Source organism: Variovorax sp. GW822-FHT04A09, assembly GCF_058801005.1.
This window is the reverse complement of sequence record NZ_JBXAMV010000003.1, coordinates 403,895-426,886: the sequence shown is the minus strand read 5'-3', so window position 1 is coordinate 426,886 and position 22,992 is coordinate 403,895. Positions and strand designations below refer to the sequence as shown.

Annotated in this window: 19 protein-coding genes; 4 read left to right on the top strand and 15 right to left on the bottom strand. The window is 70.0% G+C overall.

Annotated elements, in window-relative coordinates:
• Position 1: 1 nt before the first annotated feature.
• The 4 genes from AC1RLW_RS18435 to AC1RLW_RS18420 form a co-directional block, all read right to left on the bottom strand.
• A complete protein-coding gene (locus AC1RLW_RS18435; RefSeq protein ID WP_493194387.1) occupies positions 2-1,459 on the bottom strand; it encodes an efflux transporter outer membrane subunit in 1,458 nt (485 codons plus the stop codon).
• Positions 1,459-4,623, bottom strand: a complete 3,165-nt coding sequence (locus tag AC1RLW_RS18430) for an efflux RND transporter permease subunit (protein WP_493194385.1) — start codon at positions 4,621-4,623, stop codon at positions 1,459-1,461. Before AC1RLW_RS18430 ends, AC1RLW_RS18435 begins: the two co-directional genes overlap by 1 nt.
• A gap of 9 nt (positions 4,624-4,632) precedes the next feature.
• Positions 4,633-5,859: an efflux RND transporter periplasmic adaptor subunit gene (locus AC1RLW_RS18425; RefSeq protein WP_070061582.1), complete on the bottom strand. Its 1,227-nt coding sequence runs from the start codon at positions 5,857-5,859 to the stop codon at positions 4,633-4,635.
• A gap of 197 nt (positions 5,860-6,056) precedes the next feature.
• Entirely contained in the window at positions 6,057-7,007 is a 951-nt protein-coding gene (locus AC1RLW_RS18420) for a LysR substrate-binding domain-containing protein (protein ID WP_493194383.1), read from the bottom strand.
• A gap of 182 nt (positions 7,008-7,189) precedes the next feature.
• Here AC1RLW_RS18420 and AC1RLW_RS18415 point away from each other — a divergent pair, with 182 nt between their 5' ends.
• On the top strand, positions 7,190-8,554 hold the full coding sequence (locus AC1RLW_RS18415; protein WP_493194381.1) for an amidohydrolase: 1,365 nt from the start codon (positions 7,190-7,192) through the stop codon (positions 8,552-8,554).
• Here the strand turns inward: AC1RLW_RS18415 and AC1RLW_RS18410 are convergent.
• On the bottom strand, positions 8,530-9,471 hold the full coding sequence (locus tag AC1RLW_RS18410) for a LysR family transcriptional regulator (RefSeq protein WP_095946654.1): 942 nt from the start codon (positions 9,469-9,471) through the stop codon (positions 8,530-8,532). The genes AC1RLW_RS18415 and AC1RLW_RS18410 overlap by 25 nt on opposite strands.
• Before the next feature lie 144 nt (positions 9,472-9,615).
• Between AC1RLW_RS18410 and AC1RLW_RS18405 the strand changes: the two genes are divergently transcribed.
• On the top strand, positions 9,616-10,818 hold the full coding sequence (locus tag AC1RLW_RS18405; protein WP_493194379.1) for an MFS transporter: 1,203 nt from the start codon (positions 9,616-9,618) through the stop codon (positions 10,816-10,818).
• Positions 10,819-10,881: 63 nt separating this feature from the next.
• On the opposite strand, the gene AC1RLW_RS18400 is transcribed toward AC1RLW_RS18405, so the two are convergent.
• Positions 10,882-11,283, bottom strand: coding sequence for a phage holin family protein (locus tag AC1RLW_RS18400; RefSeq protein ID WP_493194378.1), 402 nt, complete (start codon positions 11,281-11,283; stop codon positions 10,882-10,884).
• A 198-nt stretch (positions 11,284-11,481) separates the two neighbouring features.
• On the opposite strand from AC1RLW_RS18400, the gene shkS reads away from it, so the two are divergent.
• Positions 11,482-12,897: a surface-behavior sensor histidine kinase ShkS gene (shkS, locus tag AC1RLW_RS18395; RefSeq protein ID WP_070061585.1), complete on the top strand. Its 1,416-nt coding sequence runs from the start codon at positions 11,482-11,484 to the stop codon at positions 12,895-12,897.
• A 73-nt stretch (positions 12,898-12,970) separates the two neighbouring features.
• On the opposite strand, the gene AC1RLW_RS18390 is transcribed toward shkS, so the two are convergent.
• From AC1RLW_RS18390 to AC1RLW_RS18355, 8 genes are all read right to left on the bottom strand, one after another.
• Positions 12,971-13,573 carry a LuxR C-terminal-related transcriptional regulator gene (locus AC1RLW_RS18390; protein ID WP_056578680.1) on the bottom strand — a complete coding sequence of 201 codons (603 nt, stop codon included), beginning with the start codon at positions 13,571-13,573 and terminating at the stop codon, positions 12,971-12,973.
• 76 nt (positions 13,574-13,649) lie between these two features.
• Positions 13,650-14,981: a tryptophan--tRNA ligase gene (locus AC1RLW_RS18385; RefSeq protein WP_062482122.1), complete on the bottom strand. Its 1,332-nt coding sequence runs from the start codon at positions 14,979-14,981 to the stop codon at positions 13,650-13,652.
• 17 nt (positions 14,982-14,998) lie between these two features.
• A complete protein-coding gene (locus AC1RLW_RS18380) occupies positions 14,999-15,670 on the bottom strand; it encodes a site-2 protease family protein (RefSeq protein WP_062482125.1) in 672 nt (223 codons plus the stop codon).
• A gap of 43 nt (positions 15,671-15,713) precedes the next feature.
• The gene (locus tag AC1RLW_RS18375) at positions 15,714-16,349 is read right to left on the bottom strand and encodes an L-threonylcarbamoyladenylate synthase (protein WP_095744107.1); all 636 of its coding nucleotides are present in this window, start codon (positions 16,347-16,349) and stop codon (positions 15,714-15,716) included.
• A gap of 16 nt (positions 16,350-16,365) precedes the next feature.
• Entirely contained in the window at positions 16,366-17,343 is a 978-nt protein-coding gene (locus AC1RLW_RS18370; RefSeq protein WP_307694629.1) for a DMT family transporter, read from the bottom strand.
• On the bottom strand, positions 17,340-18,197 hold the full coding sequence (locus AC1RLW_RS18365; RefSeq protein ID WP_062482136.1) for a 3',5'-nucleoside bisphosphate phosphatase: 858 nt from the start codon (positions 18,195-18,197) through the stop codon (positions 17,340-17,342). The genes AC1RLW_RS18370 and AC1RLW_RS18365 overlap by 4 nt, the downstream gene beginning before the upstream one ends.
• A gap of 120 nt (positions 18,198-18,317) precedes the next feature.
• Positions 18,318-19,892 (bottom strand): GMC family oxidoreductase, encoded by a 1,575-nt coding sequence (locus tag AC1RLW_RS18360; protein WP_493194375.1) that lies wholly within the window; start codon positions 19,890-19,892, stop codon positions 18,318-18,320.
• A gap of 7 nt (positions 19,893-19,899) precedes the next feature.
• Complete coding sequence (locus tag AC1RLW_RS18355) at positions 19,900-20,886, bottom strand: Bug family tripartite tricarboxylate transporter substrate binding protein (RefSeq protein ID WP_493194373.1); 987 nt, start codon at positions 20,884-20,886, stop codon at positions 19,900-19,902.
• A 107-nt stretch (positions 20,887-20,993) separates the two neighbouring features.
• Here AC1RLW_RS18355 and AC1RLW_RS18350 point away from each other — a divergent pair, with 107 nt between their 5' ends.
• Positions 20,994-21,935: a LysR family transcriptional regulator gene (locus tag AC1RLW_RS18350; protein WP_167394989.1), complete on the top strand. Its 942-nt coding sequence runs from the start codon at positions 20,994-20,996 to the stop codon at positions 21,933-21,935.
• Between the two features lie 13 nt (positions 21,936-21,948).
• Here AC1RLW_RS18350 and AC1RLW_RS18345 read toward each other — a convergent pair whose 3' ends face one another.
• On the bottom strand, positions 21,949-22,983 hold the full coding sequence (locus AC1RLW_RS18345) for a transporter (protein ID WP_493194371.1): 1,035 nt from the start codon (positions 22,981-22,983) through the stop codon (positions 21,949-21,951).
• Between the last annotated feature and the right edge of the window lie 9 nt (positions 22,984-22,992).

Sequence of the window (22,992 nt, the reverse complement as noted above, 5' to 3'; positions counted from 1 at the left end):
GTCAGTCGCCCTGCGCAGGCTGCTGCGTGCCGGACGCCTCGCTCCACCCACCGCCCAGCGCCTTGTAGATCGCCAGCCGGTTCGTCTGCTCCGTGAGCTGCAGGCCGATCAGCGTCTGCTGCGCCGCATAGTCGCTGCGCTGCGCGTCCAGCACGTCGAGGTAGTTGGCGGCGCCGCTCTTGAAGAGCGACTGCGAGAGCTCGAAGCTGCGCGCGGTGGCGGCGCGCAGCGAGCGCTGTGCGTCGAGGCGTTCGGCCAGCGTGCGGCGTTCGGCCAGGGCGTCGGCCACTTCGCGGAAGGCGGTCTGCACGGCCTTTTCGTAGGTGGCGACCTGGATCTTCTGCTGCGCCTGCGCCACCTGCAGGTTGGCGCGGTTGGCGCCGCCGTCGAAGATCGGCACGCTGATCGACGGCGCGAAGCTCCAGGCCTTGCTGCCGCTGGTGAACAGGCCCGAGAGCGTGCTGCTCGCGGTGCCGGCCGACGCGGTGAGCGCGATGCGCGGGAAAAAAGCCGCGCGCGCCGCGCCGATGTCGGCATTGCTCGCGCGCAGCGCGTGCTCGGCGGCGCGCACGTCGGGTCGCTGCTGCAGCACGCTCGACGACAGGCCGGCCGGGGGCACGAGCAGCTGCGCGACGTCGGCGGTCGTGGCGGCGGTCGGCAGCAGCTCGGGCGGCGGCGTGGCGCCGACCAGCAGCGCGAGCGCGTTGCGGTCCTGCTCGACCTGGCTGTCGAAGGCCGCCGCGTCGGCGCGCGCGGCATCGACGGTGCTCTGTGCCTGCGCCAGCGCCAGGCCCGACTGCGCGCCGAGCGCATGGCTGCGCTGCACCAGCTCGAAGGACTTGCGCTGGCTCTCGAGCGTGCCGCGCGCCAGCTGCAGGCGCTGCGCGTCGGCGGCCAGTTGCAGCCACGCCGTGGCGACGGAGGCCACGAGGCTGATCTGCGTGCTGCGCTGCGTCTCCTCGGTCTGGAAGTAGCCCTGCAGCGCCGATTCGCCGAGGTTGCGCACGCGCCCGAACAGGTCGAGCTCGTAGGCCGTCATGCCGAGGTTGGCGCTGTACTGCGAGGCGATGCGCGATTCGCCGCTGGTCGACAGGCTGCCCGGCGTGCGCGAGCGCGTGCCGGCGGCGCCGGCGTTGACGGTGGGGAACAGGTCGGCCCGCGCGATGCCGTACTGGGCGCGCGCACGCTCGATGTTGAGCGCCGCCACGCGCAGGTCGCGGTTGTTGGCGAGCGCGAGTTCGATCACGCCCTGCAGCTGCTTGTCGACGAAGAAGTCGCGCCAGCCGATGTCCAGGGGTGTGGTCGTCGTGACGCCAGCCGAGGGCAGGGCCGATGGGACTGGCGAGGCGGGCGTTTCGTACGCGGGCGCGAGGTTGACGCAGCCGGCGAGCACGGCCGAGGCCAGGGCGGCGCAGGCCAGTGCGCGCAGGGGAAGGCGGGGCAGGGTGGTGCGCGTCATCACTGGGCTCCCTGCTCTGCGGGCAAGGCATCCGGCGGCGTTTCGGCCGGCTTGCGGCGGCCTTCCAGCCAGCCGCGGATCATCGCGAAGAATAGCGGCACGAAGAAGATGCCCAGTGCCGTGCCGACCACCATGCCGCCCAGCACCGCGGTGCCGATCGACTGGCGGCCGCCCGCGCCTGCACCCGTGCCGATGGCCAGCGGCAGCACGCCGAAGCCGAAGGCCAGCGAGGTCATGAGGATGGGGCGCAGCCGCAGCCGCACGGCCTCCAGCGTGGCCTCGAGCACGCCCTTGCCTTGCTCCTGCAGCTGCTTGGCGAACTCCACGATCAGGATCGCGTTCTTCGACGACAGCCCCACGGTGGTGAGCAGGCCGACCTGGAAGTACACGTCGTTGCTCAGGCCGCGCAGGCTGGTGAACAGCAGCGCGCCGACGATGCCCAGCGGCACCACCAGGATCACCGAGAACGGCACCGACCAGCTCTCGTACAGCGCCGCAAGGCACAGGAACACGAACAGGATCGAGATGGCATACAGCACCGGCGCCTGCGCGCCCGACAGGCGCTCTTGGAACGAGGCGCCGGTCCATTCGTAGCCGATGCCGGCGGGCATCTGCTTCATCACTTCGTCGACGGCGGCCATGGCGTCGCCCGAGCTCACGCCGGGCGCGGCATCGCCGACGAACTCGTAGCTGGGGCTGCCGTTGTAGCGCTGCAGCTGCGGCGAGCCATACGTCCAGCGCGAGCTGGAGAAGGCCGGGAACGGCACCATCTGGCCCAGGCTGTTGCGCACGCTCCAGCGGTCGATGTCGGTGGGCAGCATGCGAAAGGCCGTGTCGCCCTGCATGTACACGCGCTTGACGCGGCCGTTGTCCAGGAAGTCGTTGATGTAGGTGCCGCCCATCGCGCTCGACAGGGTGCTGTCGATGTCGGACGTGGCCAGGCTGGCCGCGCCGGCGCGCGCGTCGTCGATGTCCACCGCGAACTGCGGCGTGTCGTCCAGGTTGTTGCTGCGCACGTTCGCCACCTCGGGGCGCTTGGAGAGCAGGTCGATGAGCTGGTCGCGCGCCTTCACCAGCGCGTCGTGGCCCAGCCCGTTGATGTCCTTCAGGTGGAAGTTGAAGCCCGCGTTGGCACCGAGCCCGCGCACCGCCGGCGGCAGCAGCACGAAGATGCGCGCGTCGCGGATGGTCGAGAGTTCCTTGTTGGCGCGCCGCGCGAGTTCGGCGGCCGACTGGCCGGCGCCTTCGCGTTCGGCCCAGTCTTTCAGCTTCACGAAGGCGCGCGCCGAACTCTGGTCGCCGTTCTGCCCGGTGATGACGTTCACGCTCACCACCTCGGGCTGCTTGGTGAAGTAGTCCTGCATCTGCGTGACCACCGGCTGCAGCCGCGCATCCGACGCGCCCGGCGGCAGCGTCACCTGAACCTGCAGGAAGGCCTGGTCTTCATCGGGCAGGAAGGAGGTGGGCAGGCGCATGAACAGCAGCGCCATCACGGCTGCGATCAGCAGGTACACCACGAGGCTGCGCTTGCCGCGCCGCACGATGCCGCCGACGATGCCCTGGTAGCGGTCGGCGCCCTGGTCGAAGCGGCGGTTGAAGCCCGCGAAGAAGCGGTCGACCGCGCCCAGCACGCCCTTGCGCGGGGCTGCGTGGCCGCCCTTGGCGACCGGCTTGAGCAGCGTGGCGCACAGCGCCGGCGTGAGCGTGAGCGCCACGAACACCGACAGCGCCATGGCCGAGACGATGGTGATCGAGAACTGGCGGTAGATCACGCCGGTCGAGCCACCGAAGAAGGCCATCGGGATGAACACGGCCGACAGCACCAGCGCGATGCCCACGAGCGCGGGCGTGATCTCGGCCATCGACTTGCGCGTGGCCTCCTTGGGCGACAGGCCCTCTTCGTGCATCACGCGCTCGACGTTCTCCACCACCACGATGGCGTCGTCCACCAGAAGGCCGATGGCCAGCACCATGCCGAACATGGTGAGCGTGTTGATCGAGTAGCCCGCCACGGAAAGCACGCCGAAGGTGCCCAGCAGCACCACCGGCACGGCAATGGCCGGGATCAGCGTGGCGCGGAAGTTCTGCAAAAAGATGTACATCACCAGCACGACCAGCACCATGGCCTCGGCCAGCGCCTTCACCACCTCGTCGATCGACGCGCTCACGAAGGGCGTGGTGTCGTAGCTCACGAAGGTCTGCATCTGGTTCGGAAAGAGCGGCTGCAGCTCGGCCACCTTGGCCTTCACGGCCTCGGCCACCTGCACCGCGTTGGCGCCGTCGGCCAGCACGATGCCCATGCCGGCGCCCGGGCGCCCGCCGAGCACCGAGCGCACCGTGAGGTTCTCGGCGCCCAGCTCGACGCGGGCCACGTCGCGCAGGCGCACCACGGCGCCGTCGGGCGTGGCGCGCAGCACCACGTTCTCGAACTCCTCGACCGTCTTCAGCTTGCTGCGCGCCGTGATCGTGGCGTTGAGCTGCTGCTGCGCGCCGGCCGGCAGCGCACCGAGCTGGCCGGCCGAAACCTGCGCGTTCTGCGCGGTGATGGCGCTGCCCACGTCGGAGGGCATGAGCGCGTACTTGCGCAGCTTGTCGGGGTCCAGCCACAGGCGCATGGCGTAGCCGGTGCCCAGCGTCTGCACCTCGCCCACGCCGTCGACGCGGCTGATGACGTCGACCAGGTTGCTGCTGATGTAGTCGCCCACGTCCACCGCCGAGGCGCTGCCGTCGCCGGAGAACATCGAGACGATCAGCAGGAAGTCGTTGCCGCCCTTGGTGACGGTGACGCCGCGGCTTTGCACCTGCTGCGGCAGGCGCGACATGGCCTGCTGCAGCTTGTTCTGCACCTGCATCTGGGCCACGTCGATGTTGGTGCCCGCGTTGAAGGTGAGCGACAGGCGCGCCACGCCCGACGAGTTGCTGGTCGACTGCATGTACAGCAGGTTGTCCAGCCCCTTCATCTGCTGCTCGATGACCTGGGTGACGGAGTCTTCGACCGTCTTGGCCGAGGCGCCGGTGTAGGTGGCGTTGATGGACACGCGCGGCGGCGCGATGTCGGGGTACTGCTCGAGAGGCAGCGTGCGGATGGCCATCAGGCCGGCGAGCATGACGACGATGGAGAGCACCCACGCGAAGATGGGGCGGTCGATGAAGAACTGGGCCATGGCGGGGCCTCAGCGCGCGACGGTGGCGGAGGCGGCGTCGGGTGTGGCGCTTGCCACGGCGGCACCCGCCGGCCTGGCGCCCAGGTCGACCGTGCGCACCTTGTCGCCGACCTTCACGCGCTGCGAGCCTTCCATGAGCACGCGGTCGCCCGCGGCCAGTCCGTCGATCACCTGCCAGCGCGTGCCGATGGCGCGGCCGATGCGGATGGGCCGCTTCTGGACCTTGTCCTCGGCGTCGATCACCAGCGTGGAGGCGCTGCCGTCGGGCGCGCGCGTGACGGCCTGCTGCGGCACCAGCAGCGCGGCGTCGTTCACGCCTTCCTGCAGCACGGCGCGCACGTACATGCCGGGCATCAGCAGCTTGTCGGGGTTGGGCACCACGGCGCGCAGCGTGACGCTGCCGGTGCCGGCATCGACCGTCACGCCGCTGAAGGTGAGGCGCCCGGCGTGCGGGTAGGGGCTGCCGTCTTCCAGCAGCAGCTGGATGCGCGCCTCGGCCTCGCTGGCGCGCTGCAGCCGGCCGCTGGCCAGCTCGCGCTTCAGGCGCAGCAGCTCGCTGCTCGACTGCGTGACGTGCACGTGGATCGGGTCGAGCTGCTGCACGGTGGTCATGGCCGCCGCCTGGTTGGCTGTGACCAGCGCGCCCGGCGTGACGGTGGACAGCTCGGCCCAGCCGGTGATGGGCGAGGTGATGCGCGTGTAGCCCAGCTGGATGCGCGCGGTCTGCTCGGCGGCGCGGGCCACGCCGAGGTCGGCCTCGGCCTGCTGCTCGGCGGCCTGGGTCTCGTCGAACACCTGGCGGCTGATGGCGTCGATCTTCACCAGCTCGGCATTGCGCTTGGCGACCGTGCGGGCCGTGGCCAGGGCCGACTCGGCCTTGCGCACGCTGGCCTGCGCGCTGGCGTGGGCTGCCTGCAGCGAGGCGGGGTCGAGCTGGTAGAGCACCTGGCCGGCCTTGACCTGCGAGCCTTCGGTGAAGAGCCGCTCCTTGAGGATGCCGCCGACCTGCGGGCGGATCTCGGCGATCACCGGGGCCGCGGTGCGACCGGGCAGCTCGGTGCTCAGGGCCAGCACCTCGGACTTGAGCGTGACGATGCCGACTTCTTTTGCCGGGGCGTTGGCCGCCTTGGCCGCGCCGGGAGCCTCCACATTGGTGCGCGAGCACCCCGCGAGGGCGGCGGCGATGCACAGGGCCGTGAGGAGCGGGGCGGAGCGGGAGGCGAAGTGGACGGGCATGGACAGGCAGAAGTAACGAAAGCCAAAGATGGAGCGGGCTCGCGCCGTCGAGTTCAATGCCGCGGCGCGGGGGCGGCGAACTTTACAGAGCGGAAACCGTGCCATGTCCCGAGGGGACGGGCGGGTGGCGTCGAGTGTGCGGCCCCACAGTTAAGCGGGTGTGAAGCGGGGCATTGCCCGCATGAAAAACCCGCCGGCTACGGTTTCTTCCTGGCCTGCGCGACGAGGAAATCGACCAGCAGCTGCAGCGGGCCGACCTCGTTGTCGGTGCGGTAGAGGATGCCCAGCGGCGCGATGGGCGCGTTCATGCGCAGCGGCAGCTCGGCCACGGCCGTGCGGTCGAGCTGGTCGAGCACGGTGCGCGGCACCGGCACCACCACGTCGGGCTGCGAGAGCAGGGCGCGCACCAGTTGCGGCGTGAGCACCTGGATGGCATGCGGGCGCGGCACGATCCGCTCGGCGGCCCAGGCGGCCTCCATCACCTGGCGCACCGCGAAGTGCGCGGGCGGCAGCACCCAGCGCGACTCGGCGAGGTCGCGCAGCCGCAGGCGCTTGCGCTGCACGGCCGGGTGGCCGATGCCGGCGATGACCACCACCTCGTCGCTGCGCAGCGGCACGAAGCGGTGGGCGTCGGGCACGCGCGCGGGCTGGCGCAGCAGCACGGCGTCGAAGGCGCCTGCGCGCAGGCCGATCGTGAGCCGCTCGATGTTGCCTTCCTCGATGAACAGGCGCAGCTTGGGGTGTTGGGCATGCAGCAGGTTCAGCGCGGGCTGCAGCACGCTGGCGATGGCCGCCTCGATGGCGCCGATGCGCAGCGCGCGGGTCTCCTGCGCGGCCAGCGCCGCGAGGCCGTCGCTGGCCACCTGCATGGCGTCGATCACCATGCGCGCGTGCAGCGCCAGCAGGCGCCCGGCCTCGGTGATGCGCATGCCGCGCGCGTGGCGCTCGAACAGCGGCGTGTCGAGCAGGCCCTCGACCTCCTGCAGCATCTGCGTGGCCGCCGGCTGGCTGATGTGGATCGCCTCGGCCGCGCGGCGCAGGTGCGAGTGCGCGGCCAGCGCGTCGATGAGCTTCAGGTGGCGCAGGCGCAGGCGCGCGAGCAGCCGCTCGTGCAGCACGGAGGAGGGTGTGGGCGTGTCGGCAGCCATCGATAGGCAATCATTATCAGTCGATGCAAAAGCGATTGGACGCCAATCGGTGGCCTTCCTACGCTCAGGGGGTCGGGCGGCAGACAAGGGCGCATCGGCTGCCGGCCCGACGGGGCCGTGCGGACGAAGGGCTCCCGCCCGGCGGGTCCTTCCCTTTCTTGCTTTTCTGACCACACATCACCATGTCCCACCGATTCCGTCCGGCCACGCGCCTGTGCCTGCCCATCGTCCTTGCCGTCTCGTCCCTGTGCGCTTCGGCGCAAGAGGCGCCTGCTGCGGCCACGCCGCCCGCACCGGCCGCCGCCGTGCCGCTGTACCCGCTGATCGCCGAGCGTTCCAAGGCCATCGAGCAGAAGGTGATCGACTGGCGCCGTGACATCCACCAGCACCCCGAGCTGGGCAACCAGGAAAAGCGCACCGCCGCGCTGGTCGCGGCCCACCTGAAGGCGCTGGGCTACGAGGTGCGCGAGGGCGTGGCCGTGACCGGCGTGGTCGCCACGCTGCGCGGCGGCAAGCCCGGCCCGGTGGTGGCGCTGCGCGCCGACATGGACGCGCTGCCCGTGAAGGAACAGGTCGACGTGCCCTTTGCTTCCAAGGCGCGTGCCCAGTGGGGCTTTGCCACGGTCGACGTGATGCACGCCTGCGGGCACGACGGCCACGTGGCGATCCTCATGGGGGTGGCCGAGGTGCTGGCCTCGATGAAGGCGCAGCTGCCCGGCACCGTGAAGCTGATCTTCCAGCCGGCCGAAGAGAAGCTGCCCAATGCCGAGATCGGCGGCGCGCGCCGCATGCTGGCCGAAGGCGCCTTCGACGCGCCCAAGCCCGACGCGGTGTTCGGCCTGCACCTGGTCTCGGCGCTGAACACCGGGCAGATCGGCTACAAGAGCGGCCCCATCACCGCGAGCTCGGACACCTTCAAGGTCAGCGTGAAGGGCCGCCAGACGCACGGCTCGCAGCCCTGGAGCGGGGTCGACCCGATCGTGCTGGGCTCGCAGATCGTGCTGGGCTTCCAGACCATCGCAAGCCGCCAGGTCAACGTGACCAAGGAGCCATCCGTGTTGAGCGTGGGCACCTTCAACGCGGGCACGCGCTACAACATCATTCCCGACAGCGTGGAGATGAGCGGCACGCTGCGCACCTACGACGACGAGATGCGCCAGTTCATCATCAAGCGCATGGGCGAGACCGCCTCGCACATCGCGCAAAGCGGCGGCGGCACGGCCGAGGTCCGTGTCGAGGCCGACGGCTACGCTCCCACCGTGAACGACCCGGCCCTGACCGCCAAGATGGTGCCCAGCCTGCAGCGCGTGCCCGGCGCCACGCCGATCGTGATCCCCAAGGGCACGGGCGGCGAAGACTTCTCGTTCTTCGCGCAGAAGGCGCCCGGCCTGTTCGTGATGATCGGCGCCACGCCGCCCGGCCGCGACGCGAACAAGGCCGAGCCCAACCACTCGCCGCGCTTCTTCGTCGACGAGGCCAGTCTGCTGGTGGGCGTGCGCACGTTGTCGCAGCTCACGGTGGACTACATGGCAGGCGCGCAGCGCTGACCTGAGCGAATCGGCTGCTCCAGCGCATCCGAAAGCGGAAACAGGTGCTGCGCGATGAAGTCCACGAACACACGGATCCTGGGCGACAGCTGCCGGCTCGACGGCCACAGCACGTGGAAGATCATGTGTTCGCGGTTGTGGTCGTCCAGCACCGTGACCAGGCGGCCCTGTTCCAATTGCTGGCGCACGGCGATCTCCGGCACGCAGGCAATGCCCAGCCCCTGCTCGGCAAAGCAGACCTGCGGATCGAGCGTGTTGGTCACCATGCTGGCCGGCAGGTCGATGGCGGGCGCGCCGGCCGCAAGGCCCAACGGCCACACGTCCAGCTTGCCGGTGCTGGGAAAGCGATAGAGCAGGCAGGCGTGGCTTGCCAGGTCTTGCGGTTCGCGCGGCACGCCGGCCCGGCGAAAGTAGGCTGGCGCACCGACGATCACCTTGCGGCACGAGCCGATGCGGCGCGCCATCAACCGTGAATCGCTGGGCTCGCCGGTGCGGATGACCGCGTCGAAGCCTTCCTCGATGACGTCCACCAGCCGGTCGGCGTAGTCGATGTCCAGTTCGATGTCGGGGTAGAGCCGCTTGAACGCCGCCAGCTTGGGCATGAACAGCGTGCCCACCGATGGCAGGCTGATGCGCAGCTTGCCGCGCGGCGCGCTCTGTGTCTGCAGCAGCTCCGCTTCGGCCGATTCCACCTCGCAAAGGATGCGCCGGCAGCGCTCCAGGAACAGCGCGCCTTCCGGCGTCAGGTGGACGGTGCGCGTGGAGCGATGGAACAGCCGCACGCCCAGCCGTTCTTCGAGCCGCACGATGGCCTTGCTGACGGCCGAGGCCGAGATGCCCAACTGCTGCCCCGCGGCCGTGAAGCTGCGCGTTTCGCCGGCGCGAACGAAGACGTTCAGCGAACCCAGGTTTTCCATGGAGCGACTTTGATTGATGACTGGAGAGTCATATGTATTTGAAACGTTAGCCCATTTTTCATTGATGCATTCCCGCCCACACTGCGGTGAACGCCAACGCGGGCCACCCGGCCAACGCGGGCACAGACGATGGAAAACAACTGAATGACCACCACAACCGCCACCGGGGGCGAGCGCACTGAACGACTGCCCGTGGCCGCCTTGCTGGCCTTGTCGATGACCGGCTTCCTGGCACTGCTGACGGAGACGATGCCGGCCGGCATGCTCTTGCGCATCAGCCAGGACCTGGGCGTGTCGGAAGCGCTCGCGGGCCAGTTCGTGACCCTCTATGCCATCGGCTCGCTGGTTGCGGCCATCCCGCTGACGGCGGCCACGCTGGGCTGGCGGCGCCGACCGTTGCTGATCGCGGCGCTGGTCGCCGTGCTGGCCTTCAACACGCTCACGGCGCTGACGTCGAGCTATGCCGTCGCGCTGGTTGCGCGTTTCATGGCCGGCATGGCGGGCGGCCTGATCTGGGGAATGCTGGCGGGCTATGCGCGGCGCATGGTGCCCGAACACCTCAAGGGGCGCGCGCTGGCAGTGGCCGGGCTGGGGGCGCCGCTGGCGTTGTCGCTGGGCGTCCCGCTGGGGACGTTGATGGGCGCCACGCTGGGCTGGCGCACCGCGTTCGGTGGCATGTCACTGCTCACGCTGGCGGTGATGGCCTGGGTCTTCCTGCAGGTGCCGGACTATCCGGGGCAGGCGGCCGAAAAGCGCGCGCCGGTGCGCCGGATCTTCGTCACGCCCGGCGTGCGACCGGTGCTGGCCGTGCTTGCGCTGTGGGTGCTGGCGCACAGCATTCTCTACACCTACGTGATGCCGTTCCTGGCGCCGGCCGGCCTGTCCGATCGGGTCGATGCGGTGCTGCTGGTCTTCGGCGTGGCATCGCTGGCCGGCATCTGGATCAGCGGGCTGCTCATCGACCGCATGCTGCGCTCGCTGGTGCTGCTCGCCCTCGCGGGCTTTGCGCTGGCGTCGCTGGCCCTGGGCGTCGCCGGCACGCAGCCGGTGGTGGTCTATGTCGCGGTGGCCGCGTGGGGGCTGACCTTCGGCGGCTCCGGGGCCTTGCTGCAGACCGCGTCGGCCGAAGCAGCCGGCCCCGGCGCGGACGTGGCGCAATCCATCCTCGTCACGGTGTGGAACATCGCCATTGCGGGCGGCGGCATCGTCGGTGGCGTGTTGCTGGAGACATTGGGCGTCGGCGCTTTTCCATGGGCACTGCTGGTGCTGCTGCTTCCCGGCCTTCTGATTGCCTGGACATCGCGTGCGCACGGGTTTCCCGCGAAGCCGCACCGGTCGTCCCACTGATTCCGAAGGGCGCGGAGCATTTCGCGCGCACGGGTGGGGCCCGCGAGAAAGGCGGGGGCTTGCTCAGAGCCAGTTGCCGCCCTGCGGCATCTGGATCTGCTCGGCTGGGTCGCCGCCCGTCACGAACGAGCCGATGACGATGCTCAGCAGCGAGACGAAGATGCTCGCGAACAGCGCGGTCCAGAAGCCCGAGACCTTGAAGCCCTTCACCAGCGCCGCCACCAGCAGGATCATCAGCGCGTTGATGACCAGCAGGAACAGGCCGAAGGTCAGCAGCGTCAGCGGCAGCGTGAGGAAGATCAGCAGCGGCTTGACGATGGCGTTGGCCAGGCCGAGCAGCAGCGCCGACACGATCAGCGCCGAGGTGCTGTCGAACTTGAGTCCCCTGAAGAGATGGCTGGCGACCCACAGCGAGATGCCGGTGATGGCCCAGTGGACGAGGAAAGGGGTGATGTTGTTCAGCATGGCGTGCGGTGTGTGTCGGCAGCCCGCATGGTAAACGGGGCGTCGCGGCGGACCGCTGCGCGGGGCGGGCGGATTTTCTGCGGTTACTTCCCGAAACGATGGCCGACAGGCCGTTAAGATCGCGAACTTCCGGCGCCTGCGCAGGCGCCTGTCTCCATCTTTCTCTGGTTTGGCCGAATCCACCACGGTCATGCATCCATGGCGAATGCGTCGATCGCAAGCGTGACACCCGCTCCGGCGTCGGCCGACGAGGCCGAGTCGTGGGTGCGCGGGGAACTCATCCGCAGCCTGATGCGCTCGGCGCGCGGCTCCTACCTCGTCTCGGCGGCGCTCATGCCCGCCATGGTCGGCCTGAGCTGGGGCCACGTGCCCCGCTGGGAGCTGCTGACCTGGCTGGCCGCCGGCATCATCGCCACCGCCTGCCGGGCCTGGGGCGCACGCGTGTACGCCGTGCGCTATGCCGGGCGCAGCGCGGTCGCGCAGCAGCAGTTCACCGACCGCTACGGCTTCGTGTGGAGCACCAGCGCGGTGGTCTGGGGCTGCTCGGTGCTGCTGTTCTTCGAGCGCACGCCGCAGGTCAACCAGTTCATGAGCTGGCTCATCGTGGCCGGCGTGGGCACCTTCCCGCTCAACGGGCTGGCACTGCACCCGCCGCTGCTCAAGCGCTACGTCAACACGCTGTTCATCACCATGCTCGGCGCGGTGCTGGTGCGCCTCGTGGCCGTCACCATGCAGCACCCGCATTTCCAGTACGGCTACCTCATGCCGCTGCTGCCGGCGCTGCACTGGTTCCTGTTGCTGCGCGCCGGCCGCAACATCCATGAGACCGCGCGCAACAGCCTGGAGCTGCTGTTCCACAACCACATTCTGATCAAGTCGCTCACGCAGCAGCGACAGGCGGCGGTGTCGGCCGTGGCCATGAAGAACCGCTTCCTGGCCAGCGCCGCGCACGACATGCGCCAGCCCGTGCTGGCGCTGTCGCTGTACGCCGACTGGCTGCGCAACGAGCCCGAGCTGGTGCTCGAACTGGCCCCGAAGATCGTGCGCGCCACCCACGCGGTGAACGCGCTGTTCGACTCCATGTTCGACCTGGCGCGCATCGACGCGGGCCAGGTGCGCCTGCACATCGAGCGCGTCGACGTGGCCGAGCTGCTGCACGACCTGGAGCTGCAGTACCGTCCCGTGGCCGAGAGCAGGGGGCTGGACTTCCGGGTGCACGTGACCGAGGGCTCGTTCCTCACCGACCCGATCCGCGTGCGCCGCATGATCGGCAACCTGCTCGCCAACGCCATCAAGTACACGACCGAAGGCGGCGTGCTGCTGGCCGCGCGCCAGACCCGCGAGGGCATGCGCGTGGAGGTGTGGGACACCGGCATCGGCATCGCACCCGAGCACCTGCGCGACGTGTTCCTGGAGTTCTACAAGGTCGCCGACCACGCCGGCACCTCCGACGGCTTCGGCCTCGGCCTGGCCATCGTCGCGCGGCTGTCGCACGTGCTGGGCCACCCGGTCAGCGTGCGCTCGCGCCTGGGCAGCGGCAGCGTGTTCCGCGTGGCGCTGCACGATGCCGACGAGGCGGTGGCGCAGGCGCGGGTGAGTGCGTCGGGCGGCTGAGCGGCGCGCGCGCCGCCCATGAAAAAACCGCGCACGAGGCGCGGTTCCTGATCAAGCTGGCGCTATTCCGGGCTCAGCCCGAGAGCAGCCCATTCGTGCGTGCATAGTGCAAGGCCTGCGTACGGCTCTTCACGCCCAGACGGCGGAACAGGCGCCACAGGTGCACCTTCACCGTGTGTTCGCTGATCTCCAGGTCGGTCGCGATGTCGCGGTTGCTCATGCCCTTGTCGAGCATGGCGATCAGCTGGGTCTGGCGCTTGGAGAGCTTGCCGCTGTTGGCGGCGGGCATCTCCTCGGTGTCGTCTTCCGACCCGGCCATCAGCAGGCCGCGCAGGGCGGCTGCCAGCTCGTTGGAGCTGGCCGACTTCTCGATGTAGGTATCAGCGCCAGCCTCGATGCAGGCGTCTTCCATGTCGGCAGCCGGGGCTGCCGAATACACGGCGATCGGCACGTTCGGATAGACCTGCTTGACCGCGATCACGCCCGAGACGCCATTGGTGTCCGGCAGCTTCAGGTCCAGGCAGAAGAGAGTGGGCGCGCCACGCTGCTGGACCGAACTGGCGAGCTTGTCGAGCCGCTCGAGCTCGACGATGTTCTCGGCGGGGCGCAGGCGACGCAGGACCATCACGATCGCGTCGCGCATCAGGGGGTGGTCGTCGATGACATAAATGCTCATGTTTTCTTCCTTTGTGATCGCACCGTCTTCTCTCTTGTCACACCCGCCGGCGGATGGCCCGCGGGTTGTTGCCGGATCAATGTCCCTGGGTGGTGGACGTTGCCTCCGCCAGTGCCTCCAGCGCCTCGGTGGCGGCGCGAGCCTGTTGCGCGTCGACCGGTTCGAGCTGCGCGGCCAGTGCCGTGAGCGCCGCGCCGCGTTGCGCCTGCAAGTCGGCGATGGTACGGCCGGCTTCTTGCGGTGACGCGAATCCACGGCTTTGCAAAAGGGTTTCGCCGCGCGCATCGAGCAGCTTGAAATAGAACAGGCCGTCGGCCTTCTCGCGGTATTGCTTGAAGCTGGGCTTCGCCACCTTGGCGGCCTTGGTGCCGGCGCCGTCGCGGCCCGCCGCGAGGTTGCGCAGGCCGACCGCGTGGCGCAGCGAGGTCATGAAGGGGCGCGACAGCTTGCGCGCCTTCTCGGCGCCCAGCAGCAGGATGCGCTCGATCTCGGCCGGGTCGTTCATGAGCGCCTCGTAGCGCGCGCGCAGCGGCGCCACTTCGCGGTCGATGCGCTCGAACAGCACCTGCTTGGCGTCGCCCCAGGCAATGCCGTCGGCATACGCCTTACGCAGGGCCTCGGTTTCCTCGGCGCTGGCGAAGGCCTGGTAGATCTGGAACAGGGCCGAGCCCTCGGTGTCCTTGGGCTCGCCGGGCGCGCGCGAGTCGGTGACGATGCTGGCGATCTGCTTTTGCAGCTGCGCGCGCGGCGCGAACAGCGGGATCGTGTTGTTGTAGCTCTTGCTCATCTTGCGGCCGTCGAGGCCGGGCAAGGTGGCGACCGCATCGTCGATCTCGGCGTCGGGCAGCGTGAAGTGCTCGCCGTACTGGTGGTTGAAGCGCTGCGCCATGTCGCGCGCCATCTCGATGTGCTGCACCTGGTCGCGGCCCACGGGCACCTTGTGGGCGTTGAACATCAGGATGTCGGCGCCCATCAGCACGGGGTACATGAACAGGCCCGCCGTCACGTCGGCGTCGGGCTCCTCGCCCTTGGCGATGTTCTTGTCGAGCTGGGCCTTGTAGGCATGCGCGCGGTTGAGCACGCCCTTGCCGGTGACGCAGGTGAGGAACCAGGTGAGCTCGGTGATCTCGGCGATGTCCGACTGGCGATAGAAGGTGACGCGTTCGGGGTCGAGGCCGCAGGCCAGCCAGCTGGCCGCAATTTCGAGCGTGGAGCGCTGGATGAGCGCGGGCTCCTGCACCTTGATGAGTGCGTGGTAGTCGGCCAGGAAGAAGTAGCTCTCGACGCCGGCCGCGACGCTCTGGCGCACCGAGTGGCGGATGGAGCCGACGTAGTTGCCGAGGTGGGGCGTGCCCGACGGCGTGATGCCGGTCAGGACGCGCAGGGGAGCTGGAGAAGACGAAGCCATGGGACGAAAGAGAAAACTTAGAGCAGCATTGCCTTGAGCGGCGTGATGAGCAGATTGACCACGAAGTAGCCGGCATCCATCAGCGGGCGCAGCCAGTAGTTGCTGACGATGCCGGCGAGCACCAGCGCCATCACGATGAAGAAGCCGTAGGGCTCGATGCGCGCCAGGAAATTCTGCGCCGGGCCGCTGGGCAGCAGGCCGGCCAGCACGCGGCCGCCGTCGAGCGGGGGCAGCGGGAACAGGTTGAAGGCCCACATCACGAGGTTGACCAGCACGCCGCCCTGGCACATCTTGATGAAAAAGGTTTCACTGACGCCGGCTGCGACGATCACGATGAGCAGCACGGCCCACAGGATGGCCTGGATGAAGTTGGAGGCCGGGCCCGCGAGCGCGACCCACACCATGTCGCGCTTGGGATGGCGCAGGCGGTTGAAGTTGACCGGCACCGGCTTGGCATAGCCGAACAGGAAGGCGCCCGAGGTCGCGAAGTACAGCATCAACGGCATCAGGATGGTCCCGATGGGGTCGATGTGCTTCATGGGATTGAGCGTCACGCGGCCCATCATGGCGGCGGTGTTGTCCCCGAAGTGGCGTGCCACGTAGCCATGCGCCGCTTCGTGCACGGTGATCGCGAAGATCACCGGCAGTGCGTAAATCAGAACCGTCTGTATCAGATTGGAAATATCCACTGCGCGATTGTGTCAGAGAGGAAAGAGGCGGCCGAGCCGTTCGTCAGAGGCCAAGCACCGCGAGCGCACCCCGGCCCTGGCGCACCACGACCGGGTCGTCGCCCGTGCCCATGGGCGTGAGGTCGACCACGGTGGTCGGCTGTGACGGGCAGGCGCCGGCGTCGATGACGGCGCCGATCTGCTTCTCGAAGCGCTCGCGGATTTCCTGCGCGTCGTTCAGCGCCTCGGTCTCGCCGGGGGCGATGAGGGTGGTGGCCAGCAGCGGCGCGCCGTGCAGTTCCAGCAGCTCCAGCAGCACCTTGTGGTCGGGCACGCGCAGGCCGATGGTCTTGCGCTGCGGATGGCTCACGCGGCGCGGCACTTCCTTGGTGGCTTCGAGCAGGAAGGTGTAGGGCCCGGGCGTGGCGGCCTTGAGCAGGCGGTACTGCTTGTTGTCGACACGCGCGTAGTTGGCCAGCTCGCTCAGGTCGCGGCACAGCAGCGTGAGGTGGTGCTTGTCGTCGACCTGGCGGATGCGGCGCAGCTGGTCGACCGCGTCCTTGTCGTCCAGGTGGCAGGCCAGCGCGTAGCTGGAGTCGGTGGGCACCGCCACGACCTCGCCGCGCGCGAGCAGCGCCACGGCCTGCTTCAGCAGGCGCTGCTGGGGGTTCTCGGGGTGGACTTCGAAGTACTGGGCCATGGTGAATTGCTCCTGATCAGGATTCCGCAGGCTCGATCGGCACACGCCGCTCGCGCACGGTGAGCCACGCGCCGGCGGCGCCGCACACGGCGATCATCGCCATGCCGATCAGCGAGAAGCGGTCGGGCACGTGGGAAAAGATGAGCCAGCCGCCCAGCATCGCGAAGGCGATCTGCGCGTACAGGTACGGGGTGAGGGTGGAGGCCGGCGCGCGCTGGTAGGCCAGGATCAGCATGAAGTGTCCCACCGTGCCCATGAAACCCATGAGACACAGCAGCGCCCACCATTCCCACGAGGGCAGGGCAGTCCAGGCGAAGGGCACGGCCACCGAAGCCAGCAGCGTGCCGACCCAGCCCGTATAGAAGTGCATGGTCAGCGGGTTCTCGGTCTGCGCGAGCTTGCTCGTGAGCACCTGGAACCAGGCGTTGGTCAGCACCAGCCCCAGCGGCAGCAGCACGGCCCAGCTGAAGCTGCCGCCGCCCGGCCGAAGAATGACCAGCGTGCCGATGAAGCCGCCGGCCACCAGCGTCCAGCGCAGCGGCGACACCTGCTCCTTGAGCGTGGTGGCGGCCAGCAGCGTGATCACCAGCGGCGCGATCAGCACGATCGACGTGAACTCGGCCAGCGGCATGTAGCGCAGGCTCAGGAAGGCAAAGAGGCTCGAGCCCAGCAGCAGCGCCCCGCGCAGCGCCTGGTAGCGCGGGTGTTGCGTGCGCAGCAGGGCCGTGCCGCGCAGCGGCAAGAGCACCAGCGTGGTGGCCACGGCCTGGAAGGCATAGCGGAACCACACGCCCATGAGGATCGGCACGGCGAGCGTCGAGTACTTGGTGGCGGTGTCGAGCGTGGCGAAGCAGGCCACCGCCAGGATGACCAGCCCGATGCCCGCGAGGATGCGTTCGGATTCGGTGCGGCGGCGGGTTTGCGCTGCGGCGCGTGCCTGGGCGAGCGCGGCGGTGGCCGCGCTGTCGATGCCGGGCCCGGGGCTCTGGCTCACTGCTGGATGCGGTGGCCGAGCAGTTCCCACACCGGCGTGAGGCTGCCGGGCAACGGTGGCAGCTTGCCGAGATCGCAATGGCTCTCGTCGGGGCTGTGGAAATCGCTGCCGCGCGAGGCGGCGAAATCGAACTCGAGCGCCTTGTCGGCGTACTCGACGAATTCGGCCGGCGTGTGGCTGCCCGTGACGACCTCGATCGCCTGGCCGCCGTGCGCCTTGAATTCGAGGAACAGCGCGTACTCCTCGTTGGCCGTGAACTTGTAGCGGCCCGGGTGCGCGATCACGGCCATGCCCTTGGCGGCGGTGATCCAGTGCACGGCGTCCTTCAGCGAGGCCCAGCGGTGCGGCACGTAGCCCGGCTTGCCTTCGGTGAGGAACTTGCGGAACACCTCGGGGGTGTCGCGGCAATGGCCCTGCTCGACCAGGAAGCGCGCGAAGTGCGTGCGCGAAATCAGTTCGGGGTTGCCGACGAACTTGAGCGCGCCTTCGTAGGCGCCGTGGATGCCGACCTTGGCCAGCCCCTCGGACATTTCCTGCGCGCGCTTGCCACGGCCGCCGCGCGTGTCGTACAGGCCCTGCGACATGGCGGCGTCGTCGGGGTCGAAGCCCAGGCCGACGATGTGCACGGTTTCGTTCGCGAAGGTCACCGAGATCTCGGTGCCCGTGAGGTAGCGCATGCCGTTTTCGCGCGCGGCCGCGGCGGCGCGGTGCTGGCCGCCGACCTCGTCGTGGTCGGTGAGGGCCCAGAGCTCGACCCCGTTGGCGGCGGCGCGGGCGGCCAGCGCTTCGGGCGTCAATGTGCCGTCGGAGACCACGGAGTGGCAGTGAAGATCGGCATTGAGAGTAGAAGACACCGGCCGATTCTAGGCGCTCTCGCCCGCCGACACCGGCGTGTGGATGCTTCGCGGTGCTACTAGATAAATAGCATTAACCTCATCGCCCAAGCGGCTTGGCGCGCGCCGTCCCGTGGGCGCTCAGGCGCGCAGGTCGTGCCTGACAAGGTCGGCGGCACGCTCGGCGATCATGATGATCGGCGCGTTCGTGTTGCCCGACACCAGCCGCGGCATCACCGAGCCGTCCACCACGCGCAGCCCCTGCAGGCCATGGACCCGCAGGCGGGCATCCACCACCGCGGCGGCATCGCCGGCGGGGCCCATGGCGCAGGTGCCCACCGGATGGAAGATGCTGCCGCCGCGGCGGCGCACCCAGTCCAGCAGCTGCGCGTCGCTGGCCAGCGCGGGCCCGGGCTCGTGCTCCTGCGCCAGGTAGCGCGCCAGCGGCGGCGCGGCGGCGATCTCGCGCATCTTGCGCACCAGCCGCACGGCCAGCGCGCGGTCGGCTTCGTGCGACAGGTAGCGCGGCTGGATCGACGGCGCTGCCAGCGGATCGGCCGAGCGCAGCATGATCTCGCCGCGGCTGTGCGGGCGCAGCAGGCAGGCCGACAGCGTCACGCCCGGGAATGGATGCGGCGGCTGGTGCGGCCGCTCGAAGCTCACCAGCCCGAAGTGGATCTGTGCATCGGGCCACCCCGCGGCCTCGTCGCCCGCTGCAAAGAAGGCGCCGGCGCGGTAGACGCCGCCGTTCAGCGCGCCGCCGCGCGTCAGCAGGTAGCGCATGAACTCGCGCGCGCTGCGCCAGCGGCTGTGGGCGATGTCGTTGAGCGTCTCGATGCCGTGGCAGCGGTAGCTGGGCCGCACCTGCAGGTGGTCCTGCAGGTTGCGACCCACGCCCTCGAGCGGCGCCACCACCGGCAGGCCCAGGCGGCCCAGCAGCCCGGCCGGCCCCACGCCCGAGAGCTGCAGCAGCTGCGGCGACTGGATGGCGCCGGCGCTCAGGATCACCTCGTGCCGCGCCGAGACGCGTTCGACCTTGCCGTCGCGCACACAGTCCACGCCGACGGCGCGCCGCCCCTCGAAGCACACGCGGGTCGCCTGCGAGCCCGACAGCACGCGCAGGTTGGGCCGGCCCCGCACCGGCGCCAGGAAGGCCCGCCCGGTGTCCATGCGCCGGCCGTGGCGCGTCGTCATCCGGAAGTAGCCGGCGCCGCTGTTGTCGCCGCCGTTGAAGTCGGCCGTGGGCGCGATGCCGGCATGCGCCGCCGCGGCGATGAAGGCATCCGACAGCGCATCGCGCGGCAGCGCGGACACCCACAGCGGCCCATCGGCCGCGGGCTGCGACCGGTCGAAGTAGGGGCGCACGCTGTCCCAGTCCCAGCCGGGGTTGCCCAGGGCAGCCCACTGGTCGTAGTCGGCGCGGTGGCCGCGCAGGTACAGCATGCCGTTGATGAGGCTGGAGCCGCCCGGCCCCCGCCCGCGCGGCCAGGGCAGGCGGCGCTGCGCCATGTCGGGCTCGGGGTCGGTTTCGAAGCACCAGTCGTGCCGGGGGTGGCCCACCGTCTTGAAGTAGCCGATGGGAATGCGCAGCCAGGGGTTGCGCGAGGGCTGTCCCGCCTCGACCAGCACCACCTGCAGCGCGGGGTCTTCGCTCAGGCGGGCGGCCAGCACGCAGCCCGCCGAGCCGCCCCCGACGATCACGATGTCTGCCTGCATCGCGCGCTCAGTCGGCCTTGATGCCGGCGCCGCGGCCCAGGCGCAGCCACTTGTCCGACTCGGCCGCCAGCACGGTGCGAAAGCGCGCCGGCGTCATCGGCTCCGGCTCGAGCGCCAGCGTGGCCAGGCGCTCGCGCACCTCGGGGGCGGCCAGTGCCTTGCCGAGCGCGTCGCCGAGCCGCTCGACGATCTCGCGCGGCGTGCCGCTGCGCACCGTCATGCCGTCGAAGGAGCGCAGCTCGAAGCCCGCGTAGCCCTGCTCGATCATCGTGGGCACGGCGGGCAGGGCCGGCAGGCGGTGCGCGCCGGTCACCGCGAGCGCGCGCAGCTTGCCGGCCTGGATGTGGGGCAGCGCCGCCGACGCGGTCAGGAACATGGTGTCGAGGCGGCCGGCCAGCAGGTCGCCCACCGCCATCGGGAACTGGTTGTACGGCACGTGCGTGAGCTGGCTGCCGGTCTGCTGGGCGAACAGCGCGCCCGCCAGGTGCGCCGGCGTGCCGTTGCCGCCGGAGCCGAAGCTCAGCGTGCCCGGCCGCGCCTTGGCCGCGGCCTCCAGCTCGCGCGGCGAGCCCAGCGCCGAGGCGGCGGGCGCCACCAGCACGTTGTAGCTCCAGGCGGTCATGCCGACCGGCTCCAGGCTCTTGAGCAGGTCCAGCGACTGGCCCGGGAACAGCAGCGGCGCCACCAGCGAGGCCGACGACAGCATGTAGACCGTGTAGCCGTCGGCCGGCTGGCGCAGCACCTCGCCCAGGCCCACGGTGCCGGCCGCGCCCGGCCGGTTCTCGACGAACACGGTCTGGCCCAGCCCGCCCGCCATGCGCTCGGCCACCACGCGGCCCGCCACGTCCGCCGGCGTGCCGGGCGCCCACGGCACGATCAGGCGCACGGGCCTGGACGGGTACGCCTGGGCCGCGGCGCCGGCGGGCAGCAGGCCGGTCAGCAGGGCGGCGGCCATGAGGGCGGCGCAAAGGGATCGCTTCGTCGGTTCGGTCATCGCGGGTCTCCGGGGTGCCAGGGCGGTGGGCGGATTCTGGGCAGGCCGGGGGAGGGCGACAAATGAGAAATCCGAGCGTACTCATACCGTTGCCGATATAAATGGCCATGGCCTCCTTCCTGGAACGAAACCTCACGCTGCGCCAGCTGCGGCTGCTCAGCCAGCTGGGCCGCACGCTCAGCCTGAGCAAGTCGGCCGAGCTGCTCAACACCACCCAGCCGGCGCTGTCGCGCACGCTGGCCCAGCTCGAGGCCACGCTGCAGGTGCGGCTGTTCGAGCGCACCACCAAGCGCATCTCGCCCACGGCGGCGGGGCTGAGCATGGTCCGGCATGCCGACCGCGTGCTGGGCGAGCTGATGCTGGCCGAGGAGTCGCTGCGCGACCTGCGCGTGGGCGTGAGCGGCGAGCTGCGCCTGGGCGTGCTGCCCGTGTTCTCGGCGCAGCGGCTCGCGGCCGCGCTGCTGCAGGCCTCGCAGATGCTGCCCCACGTGCGCCCGATGGTGCAGACGCTGGAGATCGAAGACCTGCACGGTGCGCTGCAGGATGGGCGCATCGACCTCATGCTCGCGCACGCGGAGTGGACGGTCGACCTCAACCGCGTCGAGGTCACGCCGCTGTACGAGGAGTTCAGCAGCATCGTGGCGGCGCCGCGGCACCGGCTGGCGCTCAAGCGCGCGCCGACCTGGGCCGAGGCCGCCAACGAGCGCTGGGTGCTGCCGCCGCACCGCACGCCGCTGCGGCCCAAGCTGGACCGCATGCTGTCGGTGCACCGCCGCCCGGGCGGCCCGCACCCGGCCGACATCCAGGCCGACTCGGCCCCGCTCGCGCTGCACCTCGTGCGCAGCTCGGGCCTGCTGTGGGCCACCGCCAATCACTACGCCGAAGACTTCGAGCGGCGCGGGCTCGTGCGCCGCATCGCCATGCCGGGCGAGCTGCTGCGCGGCCCCATGTGCGCCTTCCGCCTGCGCAGCGAGGCGATGAACACGCCCACGCGCGTCTTCCTGCAATGCATGCAGGACGCGGCCGCCGCGCCGCTGCCGTCGGATTGAGCGCGGGCGCGCCTCAGCGCTTCTTGCGGAAGGCCGTCCAGGCGGCCACGGCGGTGAAGGTGGCGACGATCGCCACCACGATCCAGAACCCGTGCCTGTGCTCCGCCAGCGGAATGCCGCCCACGTTCATGCCGAACAGGCCGGCCAGGATGTTGATCGGCAGCGCCAGCACCGTGACCACCGTCAGCACGAACAGGCTGCGGTTGTTGTCCTCGTTGACGTTGGCGGCAATTTCTTCCTGCAGCAGCTTGATGCGCTCCTGCAGCGCCTGCATGTCGCGCAGCACCACCGAGAACTCCTCGGTCGAGCCGCGCAGCTCCTGCACGTCGGGCTCGGCCATCCAGGCCGGCGGACCCTGCAGCAGGCGGAACAGCGCGGCCGGCTCGGGCGCCAGCAGTCGCTGCAGCCGCACCAGCAACCGGCGCAGCACGCCCAGGCGCGCGCGCTTGTGGTCCAGGCGCCCGGCCAGCAGTTCGTCCTCGATGCGGTCGATGCGCGAGGTGACGCCGCGCACGATCTTCACCAGCACGTCGGCCTGCGCGCGCAGCAGGTGCTCGAGCAGTTCGGTGCTGGAGCGCGGCGCCTCGCCCGCCTTCACGGCCGTGCGCAGCGCGTCGACCGAGCGTAGCGGCTTGGTGCGCGCCGTGACCACCAGGCGCGGGCCGACACTGATCCACAGCGTCGAAATGTCCGAGGGCTCGAAGCTGAACTCGAAGTGCACGTCGTTGATGACCGCGATCAGCGAGTTGTCGGCGCGCTCGATGCGCGTGGATGGCAGGCCTTCGTGCAGCGTCTCGTAGAAGGTGTCCGACAGGGCGGCGTGCCGCACCAGCCAGCGTTCGGCGTGCGCATGGCTCAGGTTGAAGTGCAGCCACACGTAGGCGTTGCTGTCGCCGAGCTGGCCGGCATCCGCCAGCCACGCGGCGGCCTGTGCCGAATCGATCGCCCGCGCGGGTTCCGGCGCCGCGGCGTCGAACAGGTAGCCGCAGATCAGCCCGGCTTCGTCGCCGCCATAGGACTGCGCGGCGAGGTCATGAAATACCGACAAGGTGCGTGG